21 protein-coding genes are annotated in these 21,813 nt (G+C 63.6%); 15 read left to right on the plus strand and 6 right to left on the minus strand.

The window, feature by feature from the left end:
* Positions 1–20: 20 nt before the first annotated feature.
* Entirely contained in the window at positions 21–1,115 is a 1,095-nt protein-coding gene (locus tag G474_RS0111890; protein ID WP_026687169.1) for a patatin-like phospholipase family protein, read from the minus strand.
* A 109-nt stretch (positions 1,116–1,224) separates the two neighbouring features.
* Here G474_RS0111890 and gpmI point away from each other — a divergent pair, with 109 nt between their 5' ends.
* Positions 1,225–2,865 (plus strand): 2,3-bisphosphoglycerate-independent phosphoglycerate mutase, encoded by a 1,641-nt coding sequence (gene gpmI, locus G474_RS0111895; RefSeq protein ID WP_026687170.1) that lies wholly within the window; start codon positions 1,225–1,227, stop codon positions 2,863–2,865.
* A gap of 61 nt (positions 2,866–2,926) precedes the next feature.
* On the opposite strand, the gene G474_RS0111900 is transcribed toward gpmI, so the two are convergent.
* A complete protein-coding gene (locus G474_RS0111900) occupies positions 2,927–3,760 on the minus strand; it encodes a hypothetical protein (RefSeq protein ID WP_026687171.1) in 834 nt (277 codons plus the stop codon).
* Positions 3,761–3,955: 195 nt separating this feature from the next.
* On the opposite strand from G474_RS0111900, the gene G474_RS22115 reads away from it, so the two are divergent.
* Positions 3,956–4,342 (plus strand): glutaredoxin family protein, encoded by a 387-nt coding sequence (locus tag G474_RS22115; protein WP_051282241.1) that lies wholly within the window; start codon positions 3,956–3,958, stop codon positions 4,340–4,342.
* 16 nt (positions 4,343–4,358) lie between these two features.
* Here the strand turns inward: G474_RS22115 and G474_RS0111910 are convergent, their stop codons facing one another.
* Entirely contained in the window at positions 4,359–4,922 is a 564-nt protein-coding gene (locus tag G474_RS0111910) for a flavin reductase family protein (RefSeq protein WP_026687173.1), read from the minus strand.
* Between the two features lie 207 nt (positions 4,923–5,129).
* Here G474_RS0111910 and epsA point away from each other — a divergent pair, with 207 nt between their 5' ends.
* Positions 5,130–5,927, plus strand: a complete 798-nt coding sequence (epsA, locus tag G474_RS20585) for an XrtB/PEP-CTERM-associated transcriptional regulator EpsA (protein WP_043464194.1) — start codon at positions 5,130–5,132, stop codon at positions 5,925–5,927.
* Between the two features lie 49 nt (positions 5,928–5,976).
* Here the strand turns inward: epsA and G474_RS0111920 are convergent, their stop codons facing one another.
* Positions 5,977–7,257, minus strand: a complete 1,281-nt coding sequence (locus G474_RS0111920) for a nucleotide sugar dehydrogenase (protein ID WP_026687174.1) — start codon at positions 7,255–7,257, stop codon at positions 5,977–5,979.
* A gap of 184 nt (positions 7,258–7,441) precedes the next feature.
* On the opposite strand from G474_RS0111920, the gene G474_RS0111925 reads away from it, so the two are divergent.
* From G474_RS0111925 to G474_RS0111935, 3 genes are all read left to right on the plus strand, one after another.
* Positions 7,442–8,236, plus strand: coding sequence for a penicillin-binding transpeptidase domain-containing protein (locus G474_RS0111925; RefSeq protein WP_026687175.1), 795 nt, complete (start codon positions 7,442–7,444; stop codon positions 8,234–8,236).
* 79 nt (positions 8,237–8,315) lie between these two features.
* Complete coding sequence (locus G474_RS22120) at positions 8,316–9,794, plus strand: diguanylate cyclase domain-containing protein (RefSeq protein ID WP_026687176.1); 1,479 nt, start codon at positions 8,316–8,318, stop codon at positions 9,792–9,794.
* 108 nt (positions 9,795–9,902) lie between these two features.
* Positions 9,903–10,676 (plus strand): M48 family metalloprotease, encoded by a 774-nt coding sequence (locus tag G474_RS0111935; RefSeq protein WP_026687177.1) that lies wholly within the window; start codon positions 9,903–9,905, stop codon positions 10,674–10,676.
* A gap of 126 nt (positions 10,677–10,802) precedes the next feature.
* On the opposite strand, the gene G474_RS0111940 is transcribed toward G474_RS0111935, so the two are convergent.
* Positions 10,803–12,869, minus strand: a complete 2,067-nt coding sequence (locus G474_RS0111940) for a TonB-dependent receptor domain-containing protein (protein WP_051282249.1) — start codon at positions 12,867–12,869, stop codon at positions 10,803–10,805.
* A gap of 198 nt (positions 12,870–13,067) precedes the next feature.
* Here G474_RS0111940 and G474_RS0111945 point away from each other — a divergent pair, with 198 nt between their 5' ends.
* The 3 genes from G474_RS0111945 (at position 13,068) to G474_RS0111955 (ending at position 15,141) form a co-directional block, all read left to right on the plus strand.
* Complete coding sequence (locus tag G474_RS0111945; protein ID WP_026687179.1) at positions 13,068–13,514, plus strand: YaiI/YqxD family protein; 447 nt, start codon at positions 13,068–13,070, stop codon at positions 13,512–13,514.
* The gene (locus G474_RS20595; RefSeq protein WP_245589355.1) at positions 13,511–14,437 is read left to right on the plus strand and encodes an ADP-ribosylglycohydrolase family protein; all 927 of its coding nucleotides are present in this window, start codon (positions 13,511–13,513) and stop codon (positions 14,435–14,437) included. Before G474_RS0111945 ends, G474_RS20595 begins: the two co-directional genes overlap by 4 nt.
* A gap of 95 nt (positions 14,438–14,532) precedes the next feature.
* Positions 14,533–15,141 carry an FMN-binding negative transcriptional regulator gene (locus G474_RS0111955; protein WP_026687180.1) on the plus strand — a complete coding sequence of 203 codons (609 nt, stop codon included), beginning with the start codon at positions 14,533–14,535 and terminating at the stop codon, positions 15,139–15,141.
* A gap of 73 nt (positions 15,142–15,214) precedes the next feature.
* Here the strand turns inward: G474_RS0111955 and G474_RS22125 are convergent, their stop codons facing one another.
* Positions 15,215–16,591, minus strand: a complete 1,377-nt coding sequence (locus G474_RS22125) for a GGDEF domain-containing protein (RefSeq protein WP_051282243.1) — start codon at positions 16,589–16,591, stop codon at positions 15,215–15,217.
* A gap of 499 nt (positions 16,592–17,090) precedes the next feature.
* Between G474_RS22125 and G474_RS0111965 the strand changes: the two genes are divergently transcribed.
* The 6 genes from G474_RS0111965 to G474_RS23935 all read left to right on the plus strand — a co-directional run.
* Positions 17,091–17,726 (plus strand): SMI1/KNR4 family protein, encoded by a 636-nt coding sequence (locus G474_RS0111965; protein ID WP_026687181.1) that lies wholly within the window; start codon positions 17,091–17,093, stop codon positions 17,724–17,726.
* Positions 17,727–18,090: 364 nt separating this feature from the next.
* On the plus strand, positions 18,091–19,242 hold the full coding sequence (locus G474_RS0111970) for an IS91 family transposase (RefSeq protein ID WP_051282244.1): 1,152 nt from the start codon (positions 18,091–18,093) through the stop codon (positions 19,240–19,242).
* A 350-nt stretch (positions 19,243–19,592) separates the two neighbouring features.
* The gene (locus G474_RS0111975) at positions 19,593–20,096 is read left to right on the plus strand and encodes an RIP homotypic interaction motif-containing protein (protein ID WP_026687183.1); all 504 of its coding nucleotides are present in this window, start codon (positions 19,593–19,595) and stop codon (positions 20,094–20,096) included.
* Between the two features lie 75 nt (positions 20,097–20,171).
* Entirely contained in the window at positions 20,172–20,549 is a 378-nt protein-coding gene (locus tag G474_RS0111980) for a DUF6896 domain-containing protein (protein ID WP_026687184.1), read from the plus strand.
* Between the two features lie 72 nt (positions 20,550–20,621).
* A complete protein-coding gene (locus tag G474_RS0111985) occupies positions 20,622–21,041 on the plus strand; it encodes a hypothetical protein (protein ID WP_026687185.1) in 420 nt (139 codons plus the stop codon).
* 558 nt (positions 21,042–21,599) lie between these two features.
* A partial coding sequence (locus G474_RS23935) for a hypothetical protein (protein ID WP_211228074.1) occupies positions 21,600–21,813 on the plus strand: 214 nt, incomplete at its 3' end.

The raw sequence follows: 21,813 nt of genomic DNA on the forward strand, positions 1-21,813 counted from the left end.
CACGGGGATGGCCAGCTGCCCTACACCCCGAACCGCCCGATCAGGTCGAAGGAGGTTTCCTGGCCCACCTGGGGGCCATGGGCGGTGAGCCAGTGGCTGGCTTCTTCGTAGCCGATGTCGTGGAGTTTTTTCAGGAAGGGCCAGTCGGCGGCGACCTTGGTGGCGCTGCCGAACTGGCGCAGCAGGTCCTGGGCTTCTATCAGGTGAAAGCGGGTTTTCAGCATGTGCCGCTCGAAGCCCGAGGGTTCGTGCCGGGCACGGCCCAGGAGGCGCTGCAGGCTGCGGCTGCCCATCCAGCCTGCGGCGGCCTCTTCGGCGTGGCTGCGGCTATAGTTGATCACGTTGGCAAAGAGCAGCATTTCCCGCAGCAGGCTGGTGTTGAAGGCCAGTTCCAGGGTGCGGGCACGGATTTCCTCCACCGTGCGGGGGGTTTCCCCATACACGGGCGGGGCCAGCAGGATCAGCAGGATGTCCCGGGCGCTGCATTCGTAGAACAGGGGAAAAACCGCCGGGTTGGCCGCATAACCGCCGTCCCAGTAGGGTTCCCCGTCGATTTCGATGGCGTGGTGCAGCATGGGCAGGCAGGCGGAGGCGAGCACCGCGTCCACGCTCAGCTCCTCGTTACGGAACAGGCGCAGCTTGCCGGTGTTGGCGTTGGTGGCGGCCAGGAACAGGCGCACCGGGCTGTGGCGCACCAGGCCGGCAAAATCCACCCGCTCCTTGAGCAGTTTGCGCAGGGGGTTGAAGTTGAGGGGATTGAGCTGGTAGGGGGAGAGATACTGGGTCCAGTTGAGCATGAAGCGGGTGGCGGGGAGCAAGGCCACGCTTTCGCCGCCGGCCACGGGCACCGAGAGTTCCAGGGGGACACTGTCGGCAATGGCGCGCCAGAACTCGGCCAGGGCCTGCCGGGCCCCGTCCCGGCCGCCGCGCATCAAGCCGTCGGCCAGCACCACGCCGTTCATGGCACCGGCGCTGGTGCCGCTGATGCCTTCAAAATCGAAACGGCCATCTTCCAGGAGCCGGTCCAGGACGCCCCAGCTGTAAGCCCCATGGGCGCCGCCGCCCTGGAGTCCCAGGTTGATCACGGGTTTGCTGGCTGATGTGGCATGACTCATGGAGCCCCTCCTTGCGTTGACGGCTGCACCTCCCGGCTAGGATACTTCGCCCGGCCCGGAATCCTGTAAGGGATTCCCCGGATTTTCCGCATTTCCTCAGGATTTCAGCATGCTGCAAAAGCTCTCTACCTTCCCCGGGGTGCCCGGCCCCGTGGTCATCATCGTCATGGATGGCTACGGCCTGCCCAAGACCGACGTGGGCAGCGCCATCGCCGCCGCCAGGAAGCCCACCCTGGACAAGCTCTTCGCCAACTACCCCAACATCCGCCTGAAGGCCCACGGCACCGCCGTCGGCATGCCTTCGGATGACGACATGGGTAACTCCGAGGTGGGCCACAATGCCATCGGCGCCGGCCAGGTCTATTCCCAGGGCGCCGCCCTGGTGGCGGGCGCCATCGAGTCCAGCAGCATCTGGCAGGGGGAAGCCTGGCAGCAGATCGTGGCTGGCGCCCAAGCCGGCCGGAGCGTGCTGCATTTCATGGGCCTGTTTTCCGACGGCAACGTGCATAGCCACATCGACCACCTCAAGGCCATGATCGTCCAGGCCAAGGCCGAGGGGGTGAAGACCGTGCGCGTCCACGCCCTGCTGGACGGCCGGGACGTGCCGGAGACCAGCGCCCTGGACTACGTGGAGCCCTTCGAGGCTTTCCTGAAAGAAGTCTCCGACGCCAGCTTCGATGCCAGGATCGCCTCCGGCGGCGGCCGCCAGGTGATCACCATGGACCGCTACGAAGCCAACTGGGCCATGGTGGAAGCCGGCTGGAAGACCCATGTGCTGGGCCAGGGCCAGCAGTTCGCCAGCACCGTGGAAGCGGTCAACAGCCTGCGCTCCGCCCACCCGGGCACCATAGACCAGGATCTGCCCCCCTTCGTGATCGCGGAAAACGGCCAGCCCCTGGGCACCATCGAGGATGGGGATGCGGTGGTGTTCTACAACTTCCGCGGCGACCGGGCCATCGAGATCACCCGGGCCTTCGAAGACGCGGATTTCGACAGGTTCGACCGGGTGCGCGTGCCCAAGGTCACCTATGCCGGCATGCTCCAGTACGATGGCGACCTGCAGCTGCCCAAGCGTTTCCTGGTGCCGCCCCCGGCCATCCAGAACACCATGGGCGAGTGGTTCGCCAGGAGCGGCATCACCCAGTTCGCCTGCTCCGAGACCCAGAAATTCGGCCACGTCACCTACTTCTGGAACGGCAACCGCTCCGGCAAGTTCGAGGGTGAGACCTACCAGGAAGTGCCCAGCGACGTGGTGCCCTTCGAGCAGCGCCCCTGGATGAAATCCGCCGAGATCGCCGACGCCATGATCGCCGCCCTGAAGAGCGGCCAGTACAAGACCCTGCGCTGCAACTTCGCCAATGGCGACATGGTGGGCCATACCGGCAACTTCCGCGCCGCCGCCCTCTCCATCGAGGCGGTGGACCTGGCCCTGGAGCGCATCCTGCCGGTGATCGACGCCATGGGCGGGGTAGCCCTGGTCACCGCCGACCACGGCAACGCCGACGAGATGTTCGAGCTGGACAAGAAGACCAAGCAGCCCCAGCTCAACAAGGATGGTTCCTACAAGGCCAAGACCGCCCACACCCTGAACCCGGTACCGCTGATCCTTTACGACAACGTCAGCGGCGGCAAGCTGGCCCTTAAGCAGACGGAAAGCGCCGGCCTCTCCAACATCGCCGCCACCGTGGCCCATCTGCTCGGCCGGGAAAAGCACGAAAGCTGGGACGAAAGCCTGCTCCAGGTCGGCTGAAGCCGCCTCCTTTCCACCGAACGGCAGCCCCGGGGCTGCCGTTTTTACATCCGCTGGCCGACTACAGGCCCATCTGCTCCACGTAGGCCTTGATGCCGGCCTCGAAGGCATCCCGCTGCTGGACCGTGATCAGGTGCGACACGGTCAGGGCCTCCAGCACGTGATGCACGTAGCTCAAGGCCAGATCCTTGAGGCCGGCGCGGATGCGCCCGATTTCCTCGCCGTTGGGAGCCCGGCCCTGGCGGTAATCGAAGTTGCGCTCGTACATGGCGTCCCGGTCCTGGCAGTAGGCGGTCATCACCGCCAGGGCCCGGGAGGCCAGCTCGGGGGAAGTGGCCAGCAGACGGTTCACGTCTATCTTCAGCTGGTTCTGGATCACCGTGGCCCAGGCCTGCAACTCGTCCTTGAAGGGATTCATGACCCGGGCCCGGACCTGCTCCAGCACGCCATCCGGCCCCTGCAAGCCGGTCCGCTCCAGGCTCTGCCCCAACAGCTCGCAGAACTGCCGGGTGCCGAAACCGTACTTGCCGAACACCATCACCGAATAGGGATCGTCCACGGAGTTGGAGACATTGGCGTTGTCCCGGTCAGACAGGGCCAGGATGCGGTTGGCGATGGTGTGACAGGTGCCATTCACGGTATTGGCCACCCCGGCCAGATACTGGTCGCCGCAATCGGGTTTGGCCAGCTCCCGGGCCCATTCCTGATACACGGCGGCTTCGACCACCAGCTCCCCCGGATCAGCCGGGCTGTAGCCCCGGCCGAAGCAGGGCCAGCCAAAGCTGTGGTCCCTGGCCACCAGGTAAATATGCTTGGCTTCGGGCAGGCCCATATACCCGGGAGCGGGCAGGGCCCTGGCCTCAACGGGAGCAAGGGTGATGGGGGAATTCGACATGGCAGGACTCCTGTTTGATTTCAATGGCATAAAACCGGAGCATTCTGCACCAGCCCCCATGGAATTGACAATGGCATCAGCCCCATGGCATCAACCCCGGGCCATACACCCCAACCGGGCACTCCACAAAACATCACCTTGGAAATTCAGGCGGATGGCCTAGAATGGCGCCTCCACGAACCCAGCCCTTCCCCCATGCGCACACTCATCATCCTCGCCCTGCTCGCCGGCGCCCTCCTGCAGGGCTGGAAATACCTCAGCGGCTACCAGGACGGAAGCCCGGCCGGGCAAGCCCGCCAGGAATCCAGCAGCGTCGACCTGCAGGCCCTGGCCAAGACCGTACCTGCCGGGGCGGTGGTGATGTACACCACCAGCGAATGCCCCTATTGCGCCCAGGCCAGAAGCTGGCTCGATCAGTACGGTTTCAGCTACACCGAATGCAACATGAGCCACGACCAGAGCTGCCACAGCGACATGCAACGCCTGGGGGGACAGGGCGTGCCCTTCCTGGTGGTGCGCGGCGACCCCTTGGGAGAGGGCGGTTTCGACACAGAGGAATTCATCCGGCGGCTGCGCCAGTAAGACCTGAGCGCCCGGGTCAATGGGCCGCATCCACCACCAGGGATTCCCCGGTGAGGAAAAACTGGCCCCCGGCCACGTAATGCAGGGTGCGCAGCTCCGGATCGGCAAACACCCAGCGCCCATCGCGCCAGGCCTGGTCATCGGCCCAGGCCGCCAGCACTTCGCCTAGGAACAGGTCGTAATTTTCCTGGTTAGCGGGCTCAGGCATCAGCCGGCATTCCAGCCAGGCCGCACAGCCCTGCACCAGGGGCGCCGCCACCTGGCTCCCGGGCTGCCACTCCAGGCCGAAGGCGGCAAACTTGTCCACTTCCCGGCCGCAGCAGGAGCCCACCTGCACCACGGCCTGGGCCAGCTTGCGCCCGGGAATGCCGAGCACGAAGCCCCCCGCCGCCAGCAGCAGCTCCCGGGTGTAAGCGCTTTTATCCACCACCAGGGCCACCCGGGGCGGAGCAAAGTCCAAGGGCATGGCCCAGGAGGCCGCCATCACGTTGGCCTGGCCGCCATGGGCGGCGCTGACCAGGGTCACGGGACCATGATTGAGCAGTTTGTAGGCCTGCTCCAGGGGCACGGCAACTCGCATGTGAATTTCTCCAGAACGTTACAGGAAGCGGACGGGCGCTAGTCCTAACAGCCCATTTCTCCGCAGGGACAATGTGCTTGCGTCCATCTTCCGCTTTCCACGGACTACAGACCAAATAGCCACACCGACCCCAAGAACAAACGCATATAATTGACGCATTTTGCACTGGCAACCCGTAGTAGAAAGCATCCCTGTGGTAAAAACATCATGACATTCAGTGCCCATCTCTCCGTTGGCGAACTCGCCCCCCTGTTGAAGGCATTGCACAAATCCTTTGCCATCCGGCGCCACTACGAACTGCTCAACTGGCTCCAGGATGACATCCAGCGTTTCCTGCCCCACCAGATCCTGGTGGCTGCCTGGGGTGATTTCGCCTCTGGCCAGCTCTGCCACGACATCGTCTCCCCCCTGCCCGAAATCCGGACCGGCTGTTTTGCCGATCAGGCCCTGCAGCCCTTGATGCAGGAGCTGTTCCACAACTGGTCCGGCCATGACCACAATCCCTTTTCCATGCCGGCGGCCAAAGCCTTTTCCAGCCACAGCCCCATGGGCATCCATGATCAGGGTATCCACGCCGCCCTGATCCACGGCATTCATGACCAACGGAGCCGGAACGCCTGCCTGTACGTCCTGCTGGGCCGGGAAGAAGAGCTGCACAAGGATGGGACCGGGGAAACCCTGCGTTTTCTCCTGCCCTACATCGACACGGCCTTCCGCCAGATCGGCCATCTGCCCAGCCAGTACATCGGGACAGCCCACGACACACCGGACGTCGCGGCAGGCAAGCAGGGAAACCCGGTCTGCCTGGGCCTCAGCGCCCGGGAAATGGACATCATGGAATGGGTGCGCATGGGCAAGACCAATCAGGAAATCGGGATGATCCTGAACATCAGCGCCTTCACCGTGAAAAACCACCTGCAACGCATCTTCAAGAAACTCGATGCCATGAACCGGGCCCAGGCGGTGGGGCTGATCGAGGCCGCCCAGCGTCAGGCCTGCAAGTAAGCCAGGCTGCCCCCCGATGGCGGGGCAGCAGGCGCCCCGCCCTTCCCCGTTACAGACGCCAGACCCGGACCCCGGCAGCCGCCAGGGCCGGCGCCTCGAAGGCAGCCTTCACGTCAATGAAACAGCCTTCCCGGACCAGCTTTTCCGCAAACTGGCTGACGGGCATCTGCAGGTATTCCTGGTGGGACACGGCGGCGACGATGGCCTGGGCCACCGGCAGCTCTTCCCAGGACGACAGTCGCACCCCGTATTCGTGGGCCGCCTCTTCCGGGTCCCCGTAGGGATCATGGACGAACACTTCGACTCCGTAGGACTGCAGTTCCCGGATGATGTCCACCACCCGGGAATTGCGCAGGTCGCCGCAGTTCTCCTTGAAGGTCAGCCCCAGGACATTGACCCGGGCTCCCTTGACGTTGCTGCCTCCGACAATCATCTGCTTCACGGTCTGCTCGGCGATGAACTTGCCCATGCCGTCATTGATGCGGCGGCCGGCCAGGATCACTTCCGGGTGATAGCCCACCATCTCGGCCTTGTGGGTCAGGTAATAGGGGTCCACCCCGATGCAGTGCCCACCCACCAGGCCCGGCTTGAACTTGAGGAAGTTCCACTTGGTCCCGGCCGCTTCCAGCACCTCGCTGGTATCGATGTCCAGCTTGTTGAAGATGATGGAGAGCTCGTTCATCAGGGCGATGTTCAGGTCCCGCTGGGTGTTCTCGATAACCTTGGCCGCCTCGGCTGCCTTGATGCTGCCGCAGCGATGCACCCCCGGCTTGACGATGCTTTCGTACAGGGCCGCCACCCGCTCCAGGGTCTCCGGCGTATCGCCGGAGACCACCTTGAGGATGCTGGTCAGGGTGTGCTCCCTGTCCCCCGGATTGATGCGCTCGGGGGAATAGCCGACGAAGAAATCCTGCTTCCAGCGCAGGCCTGATTCCCGCTCCAGCACGGGGATGCAGATTTCTTCCGTGGCCCCGGGGTAGACCGTGGATTCATAAACCACGACGGCCCCCTTCTTCATGTGCCGGCCAGCGCTGACGCTGGCCCCGATCAAGGGACGGAAATCCGGGATGTGGGCCTCGTCCACGGGCGTCGGCACCGCCACGATGATGATGTCCGCCTCCCCCAGCCGGGTCGGATCCGCCGTGTATTCCGCCTGAGTCGCCAGCACCATCTCTGCGTCGCTCAGCTCCCGGGATGGGTCCGTGCCGCGCCGGCAGGCCTCCACCTTGGCCGTGGCGATATCGAAACCAATGGTGCGCATGCGCTTGCCGAACTCCACCACCAGGGGCAGGCCCACATAGCCCAGGCCGATTACAGCAACAACTGTCATTTCCAAGCTCTCCTGATCAACTTCCCGCACACCGGCCCATCAACACCAGGGCAGGCGTGCCGCCAATGTCGAAATACTAATACAGGATTACGGAAGCACGGCCAGCCGCCCTGGACTGGAAAACCTCCGCCACCACAAATTTATGGCCCTAAACTATTGTTCCCATTCCATTCCTCCCCTACCCATGCGCCACCTCTGCCTAGCCCTGTTCCTGCTCTGCACCCTGCCGGCCCAGGCCGAAGATGCCGCCATCGCCGCGCTGCTGGCCCGCCAGGGGCTCCAAGGCACTCTGGTGATTGCCTCCCTGGATGGCCGCATCCGCCACGTCCATGACGAAGCCCGGGCGGCCCAAGCGGTCAGCCCGGCGTCCACCTTCAAGATCATCAACACCCTGATCGCCCTGGAAAACGGCGCCATCAACCCGGACGAAACCTTTCACTGGGACGGACGGCCCCACGAGATGGCCGCCTGGAACAGGGACCTGAGCCTGTCCCAGGCCTTTCAGGTTTCCTGCGTCTGGTGTTACCAGGAACTGGCCCGGCGCATCGGGCCCGAGCCCTATCGCCGTGCCCTGGCCGGCACCCCCTACACGGCCCTGCCCGGGCAGTTCGAGCTGACCCGCTTCTGGCTCGACGCCAGCCTCAGGATCAGCGCCCTGGAACAGGTTGAACTGCTGCGCCGCATCCGCCTGCGCCAGCTGCCATTCCAGGCGGCCCACTACGACACCCTGCAGACCATCATGCTGGCCGAAACCGGCCCCGGTTACCGGCTTTACGCCAAGACCGGCTGGGGCGGCCGCCAGCAACCCGAAGCCAGCTGGTATGTGGGCTACGTGGATACACCGGCCGGCAGCTGGCTGTTCGCCACCCGCCTGGAAATCCATGACCCAGCCCAACTGCCCCTGCGCCAGGCGCTGACCCGGGCCGCCCTGGTGGAAAAGGGCATCCTGCCGCCGGCCACCCCTGATCAAAAGTCCTGAGAAAGGGCAGGAGGGAACGGCCCGGGCCGCCCTGCGGCCGGTTAGAATCGGAGCAAACCAACAATACGGCTGTTTCCCCATGTCGAAACAACTGCTCCCCGGCGCTTCCTTTCCTTCCCAGGAAGCGGCTCCCGCCGCCATCCAGGACTTCAAACGCAAGCTGCTGGAAGGCCTGCTCCTGGCGGGCAGCCTGGTGGCCGCCCTGTTCGTCCTGGCGGACCTGCTGGGCTGGACCCACCTGGGCTCCCCCCAGGTAGAGCTCACCGCCATCTTCTGCGGCGTGGCCCTGGTGCTGGCCTGGACCTTGAGCCAGCGGCAACACAGCTACACCCCCATCGCCCTGATCAGCATCTGCAGCGGCTTCCTGCTTTTCGCTTCGGCCTGGCTGTTTGTCCCCGCCGATGAACTGCGCAGCGTCTGGTTCTTTCTCGGCATCAGCACCGCCTACATCCTGCTGGGCAGCCTCGCCGGCTGGCTGTACACCCTGCTCAGCATCGGCTTCATCCTGCTCACCCAGTCCCGGCTGGCCATTCCCCATTCCGGGCAGGCCATCACCACCCTCACCCTGGCCCTGGTCTGGTGCTCCGCCCTGTTCCACCTCTACACCCGCCACGCCCTGACCCTGTACGCCCGCCTCCAGGCCAGCGATGCCCGCTACCGCCTGCTGGTGGAAACCGCCAACGAAGGCATAGGGGTGGCCCAGGCCGGCCTGCTCCGCTTCGTCAATCCGCAGCTGGCCCGGGAACTGGGCTATGCCCCGGAAGAGCTGGTGGGCCGTCCCTTTCTCGACTTCATCCATCCCGATGACCAGGCCATGGTGCTGGACAAATACCAGCGCCGCCTGCGCGGCGAAACCGTGGAAGGCCGCTACGAACTGCGGGTTCTCAACCGGCAGGGAAACATCCTCTGGTACGAAACCAGCGGCACCCGCATCGAATGGGACGGCCAGCCGGCCACCCTCAACTTCCTCACCGAGATCACCGAACGCAAACACATCCAGGCCGAAATCCAGAACATGGCCTACCACGATGCCCTCACCGGGCTGCCCAACCGGCGCCTGCTGGAACAGCGCATGGATGAAGCCCTGGCTGCAACCCGCCAGGCCCGCAACCATGGTGCCCTGCTGCTCCTGGACCTGGACAATTTCAAGCCGCTCAACGACGAGTACGGCCATGGCGCCGGGGACCTGCTGCTGCAGGAAGTCGCCCAGCGCCTGCGTACCAGCCTGCGCAGCTCGGATACCGTAGCCCGCCTGGGGGGCGACGAGTTCGTGATTCTGCTCAGCCACCTGGACCAGGACCCCGGCAGGGCCCGGGAGCAGGCCCGCAGCCTGGCCGAAAAGCTGCGCCAGGAACTGGAACGCCCCTATCCGCTGCAAATGCCCGACAGCCAGGAGCGGATTACCTATCCCTGTACGGCCAGCATAGGCATTGCCCTCTTTGACGGGGAGGCCCATCCCACCCAGATCATCAAGCAGGCGGACCTGGCCATGTATCAGGTCAAGGAGCAGGGGAGAAACGGCATCGGCATGCCGCTGGCTCCCAGTCCGGTGAGCTGAAATCCGCCGAAAAAAGCGGGAAACCGCCCCTTATCTCCCCCTTGAACTTGAATGGCATAGGAGAACGGAATATCATCATGCCTTTGTTTTTTTACAGAGGCTTCGAAAATGAATCGCTCAGTTTGGCTCCCCTTGATTGCTGCTTCCCTCGTGCTCGTTTCCGGCTGCACGACCACCACCGGCGGCAAGGGCGGCAAGGACACGGCAGGCATGGCCAACGCCGGCATGAATCTGGCGACCGCCGCCACCCTGTCCGACGCGGAAGTGATTGAACTGGGCAAGCGCACCGCCGATAGCGAAGACCGCCAGAACCGTATTGCCGCCGCCAACAGCAAGTACGCCAAGCGCCTGCAAAAGCTGACGGCCAGCTGGAAAACGGTCGACGGCGTCAAGCTCGACTACAAGGTCTACATGAAGAACGAGGTGAATGCCTTTGCCGTGCCCAACGGCTCCATCCGCGTCTATTCCGGCCTGATGGACAAGCTCACCGATGACGAACTGCGTTACGTGGTCGCTCACGAAATCGGGCACGTGCTGCAGGGCCACTCCAAGAAGGCCATGCAAACCGCCTACGCCACCTCCGCCGCTCGCCAGGCTGCGGCTTCCAGCGGCAACTCCGCCGTCGCCGCCATCTCCGCCTCCGAGCTCGGCGCCCTGGGCGAAGCCCTGATCAACGCCCAGTTCTCCCAATCCCAGGAAAACGAGGCCGATGACTACGCGGTGGACTTCCTCGCCAAGAACCGCCTCAAGACCGGCGGCTCCGTCACCGCCCTGCGCAAGCTGGAAAAGCTGTTCGGCAACGATCGCAGCGTCTTCTCCAGCCACCCGGCTCCCGGCGAGCGGGCTAACCGCATGGCCGAACGGATTCAGGCCAAGAAGTAAGGTCGTCAGACCTCCCCGGCAGGCGGGCCTCGAGCCCGCCTTTTTTATGCCCGCCCGTCAGAGCGCGTGCATGAAAACGGGGCTGGCGCGCCAGCCCCCTGTTCCGCAAGGGCGCTTGCCGCCCCCTCAGAAGGAAACCCGCAGCCCCAGGGTGATGTTGCGGCCAGCCAGGGGCGCCACGTTCTTGATGAAGGAGGTGTGGGCGTAGGCCAACTGGTCGGAGAGGTTTTCCCCCTTCAGGTAGAACTCGGCTGGCAGGCCGTTCAGCTTGGTGCCGTAGCTCAGGCGCAGGTTGAACATGTTGTAGCCCGGCGTCTCGCTCTCGTAGCTGGCCACCCTGTCCTGGCGGGCCACCCGGTAGAGTTCCGCCTCGCCACGCCAGTGCTCGCCCCAGCGGGCATCCAGCCGGGTGCCCAGACGGGCGGCGGGAATGCGCGGCAGGTTCTCGCCTCCCTGACGCTCGAGACGGCCCCGGACGTAATCACCGAACAGGGTCAGCCCGAAATTACGCCCCAGCTGCTGGCGCAGGGAAGCTTCCATGCCGGTGAACACCGCGTCGCCCTGGGCGTATTCGATCAGCTGCAGGCCGTTCAGTTCGTCCAGGGTGTTGGCGTAGATATAGTCGGTGATGCGATTGTGATAGACGCTGACGCTGAAAGTGGTCTCCCCGGCCGTCTTGCGCAGGCTCAGGTCGATGTTGCGTGAAGTTTCCCGCTGCAGCTCGCTGTTGCCCTGCTCGTAGGTGGCGGACGCCGTATGCAGGCCGTCGGCGTAGAGCTCCTCCGCCGTCGGCAGGCGCTGGGCCCGGGTCAGGGTCAAGCCCAGGCTGTACTGGGGCGCAAAGCGCCAGTTGGCCCCCAGGGAGATGGAGGTGCCGCGATGGCTGCGGTCCGGCAGCGCCCCCTCCACCTCGATGTCCTGCCACTCGTGGCGCAGGGCCCCTTCCAGGCGCCAGTCGCCGATGCGTTTTTCCTCCAGCAGGAAGAGCGCATGGCGCCGGGTGATGGTGGGCTGGACATAGGCCTCCTCCCCCAGGGCGCTGAAATCCCGCACCGAGCTCTGCAGGCCCAGCACGCCCCGCCAGCCGGCCAGGGGCTGGTGCTGCAGTTCCAGGCGGCCGTCCTTGGCCTTGTTGCGGAAACGGGTGGCCACCGTGCCGCCTTCCTTCTCATCGTGGCGGTAATCCGTCAGGCCGGCGCTGAAGCGCACCCGGGAAAATCCGGCAAAGGGGTCCAGGTATTCGCCGCGCAGGTCCCAGCGGTCACTGCGCAGGTCCACCCGGGGCACCCCGTGGCCATGTTCTTCCTCGTGGTCGTGCCCATCCTCCTCGTCCCCGTGGGTGCCGCAATGCAGCTCGCCATCGTGGGTATGGCAATCCTCGAAGTCATGGCTGTGGCCGGGCAGGCCGTAGGCGTTGCGCTGCCCGGTGTAGGCCAGGCCCAGGTAGCCCCGATCGCCGATCCAGGAAACCCCCAGGCTGCCGGTCTGGGTCTGGTTGTCGCTCCCTTCCACCTTGCTGCCCCCGGACCAGCCGCTGCCAACCCGGTAGTCGTTGGCATCCCGCTTCAAGCCTTCGGCGTGGATGGCGAAGTTGCCGCTGCCGGCGGTCACCGCGAAGGCGCCGGCGCCTTCCCGGGCGGCGGAACCGGCACGCAGCTCCACATGGCCCTCCACACCCCGGGCCGGCACCCGGGTGGGAATCTTGTCGTCCAGCACATTCACCACGCCGCCAATGGCGCCGCCGCCGTAGGCCAGGCCCGAGGGCCCGCGCAGGATCTCAATCTGGCGGGCCAGCAGGGGCTCGACGGTAACCGCGTGATCCTGGCTGATGGTGGAGGCGTCCATCACCTCCGAACCATGGGACAGCACCCGTACCCGGGGCCCGTCCATGCCCCGGATCACCGGCCGGCTGGCGCCGGCGCCAAAATGGGTGGCCGTGGTGCCGGCCTGCCCTTCCAGGGTTTCTCCCAGGGTGGCGGCACTGCGGGCCCGCAGTTCCTCGCCTTCGAGCACCGTGACCGGGGTCGTCATTTCATCGGCCCCCAGCTCCAGGCTGCTGGCCTGGACCACCACCGCAGGCAGGAGCACCGGGGCGCTCCCCTCCTGGGGAACATCAGGGGCGGCCGCAGCCAGGTTGGGAGCAAGGGAATAGGCCAGCATCAGGGCCAGGGTCATGGGATTCGGCTTGAACATGGGGTAAGCAACCAGGTGGATGAAGGGGATTTTTTGATAACAGTATATCAATACCACAGCAAAACCACCCACCCGGAGGGCAACCAGCGGCAACATGGCTACAATGACGCCTCCCACGACCCTGCCCAGCCCGCCCATGTGCCACCCCATCCGCCACCTGCCCCCGGGCCGTCTTCCCTCCAGCCCGGAGATCGCCCCATGAAGATCTGGGTGGATGCCGACGCCTGCCCGGTGGTGATCAAGGAAATCCTCTACCGGGCCGCCAACCGTACCGAAACCCCCTTGATCCTGGTGGCCAACCAGATGCTGCGGGTGCCGCCCTCCCCCTGGATCAAGGCCCTGCAGGTGCCCGGCGGCTTCGACGTGGCGGACCGGCACATCGCTGCAGCCGTGGCTCCCGGCGATCTGGTGATCACCGCCGACATTCCCCTGGCGGCCCAGGTGGTGGACAAAGGCGCCCTGGTGATCGACCCCCGGGGCGAATTGCTGAACGCCGGCAACATCCAGGAACGCCTGACCCTGCGCAACTTCATGGAAGGCCTGCGCAGCAGCGGCGTCGAAACCGGCGGCCCCGCCGCCTTCTCCAGCGCCGACCGGCAGGCCTTCGGCAATCAGCTGGACCGGCTGCTGGCGCGAAAGCCATGAGCCCCATGCGCCTCCAGGACCGTTACCACGGCGCCCTCCTGGGCCTGGCCTGCGGCGACGCCGTGGGCACCACGGTGGAATTCAAGCCCCGGGGCAGCTTCCCCCCGGTCACCGACATGCAAGGCGGCGGCCCCTTTGCCCTGGCCGCCGGGCAATGGACAGACGATACCTCCATGGCCCTCTGCCTAGCCGAAAGCCTGCATCTGCAGCAGGACTGCGACCCCGCCGACCAGATGCAGCGTTACGTGCGCTGGTTCCAGGAAGGCTACTGGAGCGCCACCGGCAGCTGCTTCGACATCGGCATGGCCACCCGCAGCGCCCTCACCCGCTACCTGAAATCCGGCGACCCCCTGGCCGGCTCGACACAGCCCAACACCGCAGGCAACGGCTCCATCATGCGCCTGGCCCCCGTGGCCATGGTCTGGCGCCGGGCCCCCGCCACCCTGCTGGAAAAGGCCGAACTCAGCTCCCGCACCACCCACGGGGCGCGCAGCTGCCTGGACGCCTGCCGGGTGCTGAGCGTTGCCCTGGCCCGGGCCCTGGACGGCGCTGACCGGGAGCAGATCCTGGACCTGGGCCAGGTGCCCGTGCACAGCGAGGAAATCCGGGCCGTGGCCGCCGGCAGCTACCGGCACAAGGACGCGGAGCAGATCAAGGGCAGCGGCTACGTGGTGGAAAGCCTGGAAGCCGCCCTCTGGTGCTTCAGCCAGGCAGAGGACTTTGCCGACGCCGTGCTCACCGCCGTCAACCTGGGTGACGACGCCGACACCACCGGCGCCATCGTCGGCCAGCTGGCCGGCGCCCACTTCGGCGCCACCGGCATCCCCGCCCACTGGCTGGAACGCCTGCACCGGGCCGACGACATCCGCCACCTGGCCAGCTGCCTGCTGGACGCCAGCCAGAACCGGGAAGCCGGGGCCTGAATCCAGCCCCTGGCAAGGGCAATCTCCAAGGCAGCACGACAGCCGCCTCCCGCAGGCGGCACTACAATGGCTCCTTTTTCATCCGGCCCGCTCCCATGTACGTCCCCCGCTTGTTCCAGCAAGAAGACCCGGCCGCCCTTGCCGGGCTGATCACCGACCACCCCCTGGCCAGTCTTGTCACCCTGGGCCCGGCGGGGCTGGAGATGAGCCCCGTCCCCCTGCTCTACGACCCCGCCCCCCGGGCAGACGCTCCCCACGGCATCCTGCGCGGCCACCTGGCCCGGGCCAATCCCCAATGGCAGCAGTTCAGGCCGGACATTCCCGCCCTCGCCCTGTTCACCGGCCCCAACGCCTACATCAGTCCCAACTGGTACCCCAGCAAAGCCGAACACGGCAAGGCCGTGCCCACCTGGAACTACGCCGTGGTGGAAGCCCGGGGCCCCTTGCGCATCATCGAAGCCCCGGACGAACTCCGGCAGCTGCTGGCCGAACTCACGGCCCTCCACGAAGCCCGCCAGCCCCATGCCTGGACACTGGAAGACGCGCCGGAAGACTTCATCGCCGCCCAGCTCAAGGCCGTGGTGGGGGTGGAAATCCTGGTGCAGCAACTGACGGGGAAATGGAAAATGAGCCAGAACCGGAGCGAAGCGGACCGCCAGGGCGTCGCCGCCCACCTGGACAGACCCGAGCTGCTGGTCCGCTGAGGCGTAGCGGAAAACGCCTGCACCCGGCAGTCCGGCAGCAGGGACTACGCCGCAAACCGGGCCATGCCAAGCCTTACGCCAGCTGGCACTCGGGAATATCAAGCAAGCCGGGGACCTGTTCCGCGATGGCGATAACCCGGTTACGCCCCTCCCGCTTCGCCTGGTACAGGGCCTGGTCGGCCCGGGCCACCAGCTCATGCAGTGCTTCACCGGCAGCGTACTCGGTACAGCCGAGGGAAATGGTGACCTGCTCGGCGCCGGAAAACTCCGTGCCGGCAATATGGGCCCGCAACTTCTCGCCCAGCTGCATGGCGCCGGCCAAGTTGGTGCCCGGCATCAGGATGACGAACTCCTCCCCCCCGAAGCGGGCGAGAAAATCCTGGCGCCGGAGAATGCCACGGGCCTCCGTGGCCAGCTGCTGCAGCACCGCATCCCCGGTCGGGTGGCCATAGGTATCGTTGATCCGTTTGAAGAAATCGATATCCAATATCAGCATGGACAGGGGTTCGCCGGTGCGCCGCACCCGCTCCAGCAACCACTGGCCATGGTCGTAGAAACGCCGGCGGTTGGGCAGATTGGTCAGGGAATCGAGCGTAGCCACCAGGAGCAGGCGGCGTTCCGCACTACGCCGGGAGCGGTCCAGCTCCTCCTGGATCATGGCCGTAAACGCCACCAGCATGGAAATGAAGGCGCTGATCAGGACACAGAACAGGCCGAACTGCTGCAAGGGATTGTTGGCGATGGTCAGGGCCAGGAAATAGCCGATCAGGAAGGGCACCACATAACCGAGCACAATCTGCACCCGGGCAATCTTGCCCCCCACCCAGGGACTCAGGATGGAGCGCAAAAAGCTGCGATGGGCCCCGCTCAACAGGATGGCCACCCCCACCATGAGACCGCCCAGGACCGTCGTCATCGCCATCTGCCCATAGAATTTGTCGATCCCGTAGGCGTAACCGGTCACGGAAATCAGGGGAAAACCCAGGCCCACAAACGAGAACTGCTGGGCCACGGCATAACGCTTGAAACCGATGAAGACCAGGGCCAGGCCAAAACAGAGGCACATCAGGGCCGTGTTGCTGCCGGTGGAAATCGGGTGCCCAGCGGCGGCCTGCTCGGCCAGGCGCCGGGAGAAAGGCGTCAGCCCATCCAGCAGGGTGGCGCCGCTTGCCAGCTCCAGCAGCCGCAAGCCCATCAGCAACACCACCAGCCCCCCCGCCAGCAGCACCCCCCGGTTATTCCGCCGGGGATGCCAGCAGAAACCCCCGATGCCCAGCAGCAACAAGCCGATGGCGCTCAAAGGATGCGTTGCCGGCCCTCCCTGCATGGGACGGAAAAAGGCTTCGATCCCGAACAGATAGCCCGCCAGGACCAGCAGGGAAAACAAGGCCCCGGCCAACCCCAGGGGCCGCACCAGACTCAAGGCCCGAATGATCTGCGGAAAACGCATGAGAAAAGGCAACAAAAAAACAGGGCGCAAGGGTATCACCAAGGGCATAAACAGCCCATGACAAAAACCTTGAATATTCGATTTTGTTGATCTACGTCAATGTTTTTCCAACGCCAACCAACCCCAAAGCCCCTTGAATTTGCGGAACATTTTCCCGGCATCCGGGCCGGGGCCGCACCTCTCCGTGGAGCGAATCCCCATTCCCCGCCCCTGCAACCCGCGCCTCCCCGGGCTGCAACGCAGCGCCCCACAGCCAGGGCCAATGCCCTCTTCGGCGGCAACAAGGCCCAAGGCCAGGAGCAGGCGGCCATGCCGAACAAAAACCCGGAATACCCGATCAGCCTAGGCCATCAGTTCATGACGTTACAATGACGCATCGCTGGCAATTCAGGGAACAGAAAGCGCCACGATGAACACCCAAGTGCCGCACAAGAAGCCACTTAGCCCTTAATACCCCAGCCTTGGCCCTACAAACCGTCATTCACCAGTCCCAGCCAACATGAGCCCTAGCACCGCATCCGACCCCTGGCCTCCAGCCCATTGCCCTCCTTTGGCTTGGCCAACCCTTGCCAGCCAGAATGAAAGATTCGCCTGGTATCGGGCTGTAATTGAAGCCTATGCCCAGTTGTGGGAAGAGCATGTCACCCAGACAAAAATGGCGCCGGTCGGCGAAAAAGATTTGACCGATCTGGAAAACAGGCTCGGTTGCGCCCTCCCCCCTGCGCTACGTGCCTACCATCAGACACTGGGCGCCCTGTCGCTGGCGGAAACCCTATGCAGCGTCGCCGAGAGCGATACTCCCATTCAGCCCTTGCTGGAAGCATTTCCGGCGATAGAAGACATTGCAGAAAACGAGGACCAATTGTCGCTCGCCCATGAGCTGATTGTCTTCAGCGACTATCTCGGCAACGGAAACATGTTCTGCTTCCACAGGAAGACCGGCGAGGTCTATTACTTCGACCATGACGGGGGCGCAATGCTTACCTGTTTCTTTCCCTCGCCTCAGAATTATCTGGATGCACTGATGATTCGCTGCCTTGCGGAAATCCACCAGGAAACCGCCGATGAAGCAAGCGAAGAATCAATTCTGGCTCAGCGATTTGGGCAACAGCTGGTCAGAAAATGGCTGTATTGACAAAGTAATTCACAAAGGGAAATCAGTGTCCGTTGGAAATTTCTGGGCTGAGCCGCCCCCTGCGCCTGGGCACGAGCCCCCACTGCGCGAATGCGAGCTGGACGCAGCTCTGGCAGAAACCCGGGCCGACCTGGCCGCCGGACGTTTCGTGGAAGAGTCAGCCGCCGAGCATCTGGCCAGGCTGGACAGGCTCCCATGAGCTACAGGCTCTGCTTTACCGAGGCCTACAACCGCCGGGCCGCCCGCTGGTTGAAAAAGCCCCCCTGACGACAGCAGTACCTCAAAACCCTGGCCCTGCTGCAGGCCAACCCCTTCCACCCCTCCCTGCGCCTGCATGCCCTGAGCGGCAAACTGCAAGGCATCCATTCGCTCTCCGGCCGGCCTGGCCGAGGTGCTGTCCGCCTTCGGTCCGGCCTATCTCGCCAGCCATGAACTGCCGCGTGGCGCGGCCAAGGTCTGGCGGGCCATTCTTGCCTGCCGTACCGCAGCGCTCGGCGGGCACGTCGAATCCTGTACCGATTGCGGGACGAGTCGGCACGTCTATCATTCCTGCCGCAACCGGCATTGCCCACGCTGTCAGACGCGGGCCAAGGAGAGGTGGCTCGCCGCAAGGCGGCGCGAGGTGCTGCTGGTGCCGTATTTCCATCTGGTGTTCACCCTGCCGCATGCGCTCAACGGCCTGATCGGCGCCGCACCGCGCCGCCTGTACGAGAACCTGTTCGCCGCCGCCTCGGCAACACTCATCGAGTTAGCCGCCAGCCCGCGCCATCTGGGCGGAATGCCGGCGTTCTCGCTGGTGCTGCATACCTGGAAACAGGATCTCGGGCGGCATGTTCATGTGCATGCCCTGGTCGCCGGTGGCGCACTGTCCGACACCGGGGAATGGATCAGCCCGAAGAAGGGCTTTCTGTTTCCGGTGCGGGCGCTGTCGAAAGTGTTTCGCGGCAAGTTCATCGCCGGTCTCGATGACTTGTGCCGGCTGGGGCATCTGCCCGATTTCCTCAATCCGCTCGCTTGGCAGAACCTCAAGCAAGACCTCTACGCCCACGACTGGGTGGTCTATGCCAAGCAACCGCTCGGTGGGCCGCAAGCCGTGCTCGACTATCTCGGGCGTTACACGCATCGGGTGGCGATTTCCAATGAGCGCATCGTCGGCATCACCCATGACCAGGTGGCTTTCCGGGTGCGAGCGGATAGCGGAGGCAAGAAGCGCGTGCTGCGTCTGGCGGGGAGCGAGTTCATCGCCCGCTTTCTGCTGCATGTGCTACCCAGCGGTTTCAAGCGCATCCGGCACTATGGCCTGCTCTCGCCGGCGAGAAAGAAAGTCGGGCTGGCGGCAGCGCGCTCGGCCCTGGCCGTGCCGCCGCCGGAACCGGCGATCATCGAATCGGTGACGGCATTCCTGCATCGGGTGGCTCGCTTTGCGTCGATGTGCTGTCCGCACTGCGGCGGGCAGTTTCGGGTTACCGCCACGCTGCTGCCGCAGCGCGGGGCAACGGCCCGAGGACCGCCATGAGACGCTGCATCAAGCCCCTGCTGACGGTTTCTCCACCGGATGGCCAGACCATTCTCGGAAGGCTTCGCCCTGCGGCCTGCCTAGTGATTCCCGAGCAGCTACGCAAGCACGATCGAGCCGGTTTGCTTCTCCCGAATCCTCTCTCCGCAATGCCTGACGCGCACGAATCCACCGCCTTGTTTCATGCCATGCGATTGACTTCGGAAAAGCCTTCCTTACAATCCCCATAACCACCGCCCGTCCGGCAGTCCAGTCCAACGAGGTTTATCCTCCGATATGACTTCACACCTTCTTCAAACTCGTCCGCGTCGGCGGATAAACGCTATTCGTTATGCACTCAAGGAGGCAATGTGAATCCATTTAGCTCTTTCCCCAAAGAAGATGCACGAGTAGAGAAGAGCAACGGCTCGGTGGTTGGGCCATACAGCACTACGTTTTCCGGTAGCACAATCGTCATATGGGATGCGAAAGCCGACATTGAGGAAGGAGATGTAGTTCTTAGAACACTGCCGAGTGGGAAGGACGAACGAAGCCAAGTAACTCAGGCAACGTTTTTTCAAAAGGTGCATTCGATACCGTCGCATTATCAAATCAAGTTCAAGAAATGGAGCGGAAGCCAAATGCAGCAGAAACCTTCGCACAACATCACGATTCACGGAGCCCAATCTGTACAAATTGGCGACTACAACACTCAGAACATCATCAACTCAATTCAGGCGCTGAAGAACCAGATTGAGTCATCTGCCGCTTCTGAGGGAGAGAAAGAAGAAGCGAAGTCCTTGCTTGCTAAATTTCTTGGTCATCCGTTGGTGACTTCCATTCTGGGAACCGCCGCTGGAGCCGTCATTGGTTGAGCGCATAACCCGGCAGTCCACATGGACGCTGCGCGATAAAGCCGCGCAGCGCCGGTGACTTCTACGTTATGCAGCATGACTGAGCGAGTCGACCTCATCCGCCAGCTCATTCCGCTTTGGTACGCCGAGATGGCCTGGGTGAAGCAGTTGATCGTCCGCGCCTTCCAACTGGAGAAGCCCGACGACATTCTGCGCATGCGAGGCCGGCGGCCTATTCCAGGAACCAACTGGACCATCTGCACCCACGGGATTGGCGTGGATGTCTACAAGACGCCAGCCAGTGGAGGGATTGATTTCGACTTTGATAAACCAGATCCGGATGTCTGGCGCCTACAGATCTTCTTTGAGAAGCAGCTGAATGATGGCGCACTGAACTACGACGTGTATCGCGAGCTAGCTGAGAACGAGGAGCTTCTGATCGCCTCGATCAAGGAGGCTCTCAATGCTGCATAACAGTTCATTGCAGCCGACCTGCGCCAGCTTCGCTGGCTGGTCGGCTGAATTCAGGCGTTAGACATTTACTTCATGCTCTTTTTGAACTTTGTGCTTCCTTTGGCGTTCAGTATTGGGCTTTTGCTTGGCATCTACGTATACATGGGTATTGCCGAGCTTCTAATACTTGCCGGCTTTCAAGAGGCCATTGCCGTTCCACTCGGTGGCTGGGCGGCTCTCCTATTAGTCGTCGGAGTTTCGATCGCGACTGTAAAGCGCAAGGTCAAGGCGTTTGAAGTATCGTCACGAAAGGCAGTGATAGGCCACTGCATGATGGCAGTCGGGAACATCGCTGCAATCGCCACAACCGTTGTTCCGCTTTCAGTCAGCTATCTATCGGGCCACACCGACTACGGCCTCTACATGTGGTTTGCGATACCTGTGCTTTTCGTAAATTTCATCCTCTGGCCGCTCGGCTGGAAACTAGCCACATCGGGTAAGCACAATGTCTAACATCACATTCAAAAGCGCTCCCTCCGGTCGCTCGGACGCGCCGCAAGCGGTGCGCCGTTTAATTCAACGTTAGAGCGCACTATGCCTTGGCACACTCTTGAAGATGGTGCGACTCTCGGCCAGAAAGGCTCAGAGAGCGGCGTTATCACGTTTGATGAGGGAACCGACGACGGAGGGAGAATCACAATTGAGCGTGACGGTTCTATTGCGCCTTGGTCAATTACTTGCGGCATAGCCGGTTGGACAGCACACACAAGATTCTTCTCTACCGAATCGGAGGCAATGTCTGAATGCGAGAGGATGAAGACCGGTATCTCCCGCATCTTGGAGGTGATTTCTCTGAGCACTCCGGGCGACTCCGACCACATCGCGCAGCTAATCGAACAGTTCGTAGCTCAATTCCCATGACCCCGTGCGCTCTAACCCATCATATATGGACTCCCCCGGAAATCAAGGAAACTGAACGATAGGTTTGGCAGCTGGAAAGCGCATGCAGTCGTATATCCGGCATCTGGTGTGGGTTCTCTATGACCCGTGCCGACATGGAATCTGCTCACGGTGCGCCAATCGGTACAAGCGGCAGGCAAGCTGCCGGAAGAGTTATCGGCGTCAATCCGTGTCGGTGCGATCCGTTTAGCCATGATGGGCGATCAGTCTCAAAGCAAACGCGGGAGGGGAAACAACAGGAACATGGGGTTTCCTTTCAGCCGGCAATGGCAAAGGCGGTACGACTCAGTTTCTTTTCCTGACGTGGCTGCGGATGACCGTAGGG

Origin of the sequence: Azovibrio restrictus DSM 23866 (assembly GCF_000429665.1) — a bacterium.
Lineage (GTDB): Bacteria > Pseudomonadota > Gammaproteobacteria > Burkholderiales > Rhodocyclaceae > Azovibrio > Azovibrio restrictus.

Coding starts and splice junctions, on each gene's coding strand:
- G474_RS0111890 (WP_026687169.1), bottom strand. CDS start 1,115: ATGAGTCATGCCACATCAGCCAGCAAACCCGTGATCAACCTGGGACTC.
- gpmI (WP_026687170.1), top strand. CDS start 1,225: ATGCTGCAAAAGCTCTCTACCTTCCCCGGGGTGCCCGGCCCCGTGGTC.
- G474_RS0111900 (WP_026687171.1), bottom strand. CDS start 3,760: ATGTCGAATTCCCCCATCACCCTTGCTCCCGTTGAGGCCAGGGCCCTG.
- G474_RS22115 (WP_051282241.1), top strand. CDS start 3,956: ATGCGCACACTCATCATCCTCGCCCTGCTCGCCGGCGCCCTCCTGCAG.
- G474_RS0111910 (WP_026687173.1), bottom strand. CDS start 4,922: ATGCGAGTTGCCGTGCCCCTGGAGCAGGCCTACAAACTGCTCAATCAT.
- epsA (WP_043464194.1), top strand. CDS start 5,130: ATGACATTCAGTGCCCATCTCTCCGTTGGCGAACTCGCCCCCCTGTTG.
- G474_RS0111920 (WP_026687174.1), bottom strand. CDS start 7,257: ATGACAGTTGTTGCTGTAATCGGCCTGGGCTATGTGGGCCTGCCCCTG.
- G474_RS0111925 (WP_026687175.1), top strand. CDS start 7,442: ATGCGCCACCTCTGCCTAGCCCTGTTCCTGCTCTGCACCCTGCCGGCC.
- G474_RS22120 (WP_026687176.1), top strand. CDS start 8,316: ATGTCGAAACAACTGCTCCCCGGCGCTTCCTTTCCTTCCCAGGAAGCG.
- G474_RS0111935 (WP_026687177.1), top strand. CDS start 9,903: ATGAATCGCTCAGTTTGGCTCCCCTTGATTGCTGCTTCCCTCGTGCTC.
- G474_RS0111940 (WP_051282249.1), bottom strand. CDS start 12,869: ATGTTCAAGCCGAATCCCATGACCCTGGCCCTGATGCTGGCCTATTCC.
- G474_RS0111945 (WP_026687179.1), top strand. CDS start 13,068: ATGAAGATCTGGGTGGATGCCGACGCCTGCCCGGTGGTGATCAAGGAA.
- G474_RS20595 (WP_245589355.1), top strand. CDS start 13,511: ATGAGCCCCATGCGCCTCCAGGACCGTTACCACGGCGCCCTCCTGGGC.
- G474_RS0111955 (WP_026687180.1), top strand. CDS start 14,533: ATGTACGTCCCCCGCTTGTTCCAGCAAGAAGACCCGGCCGCCCTTGCC.
- G474_RS22125 (WP_051282243.1), bottom strand. CDS start 16,591: ATGCGTTTTCCGCAGATCATTCGGGCCTTGAGTCTGGTGCGGCCCCTG.
- G474_RS0111965 (WP_026687181.1), top strand. CDS start 17,091: ATGAGCCCTAGCACCGCATCCGACCCCTGGCCTCCAGCCCATTGCCCT.
- G474_RS0111980 (WP_026687184.1), top strand. CDS start 20,172: ATGACTGAGCGAGTCGACCTCATCCGCCAGCTCATTCCGCTTTGGTAC.
- G474_RS0111985 (WP_026687185.1), top strand. CDS start 20,622: ATGCTCTTTTTGAACTTTGTGCTTCCTTTGGCGTTCAGTATTGGGCTT.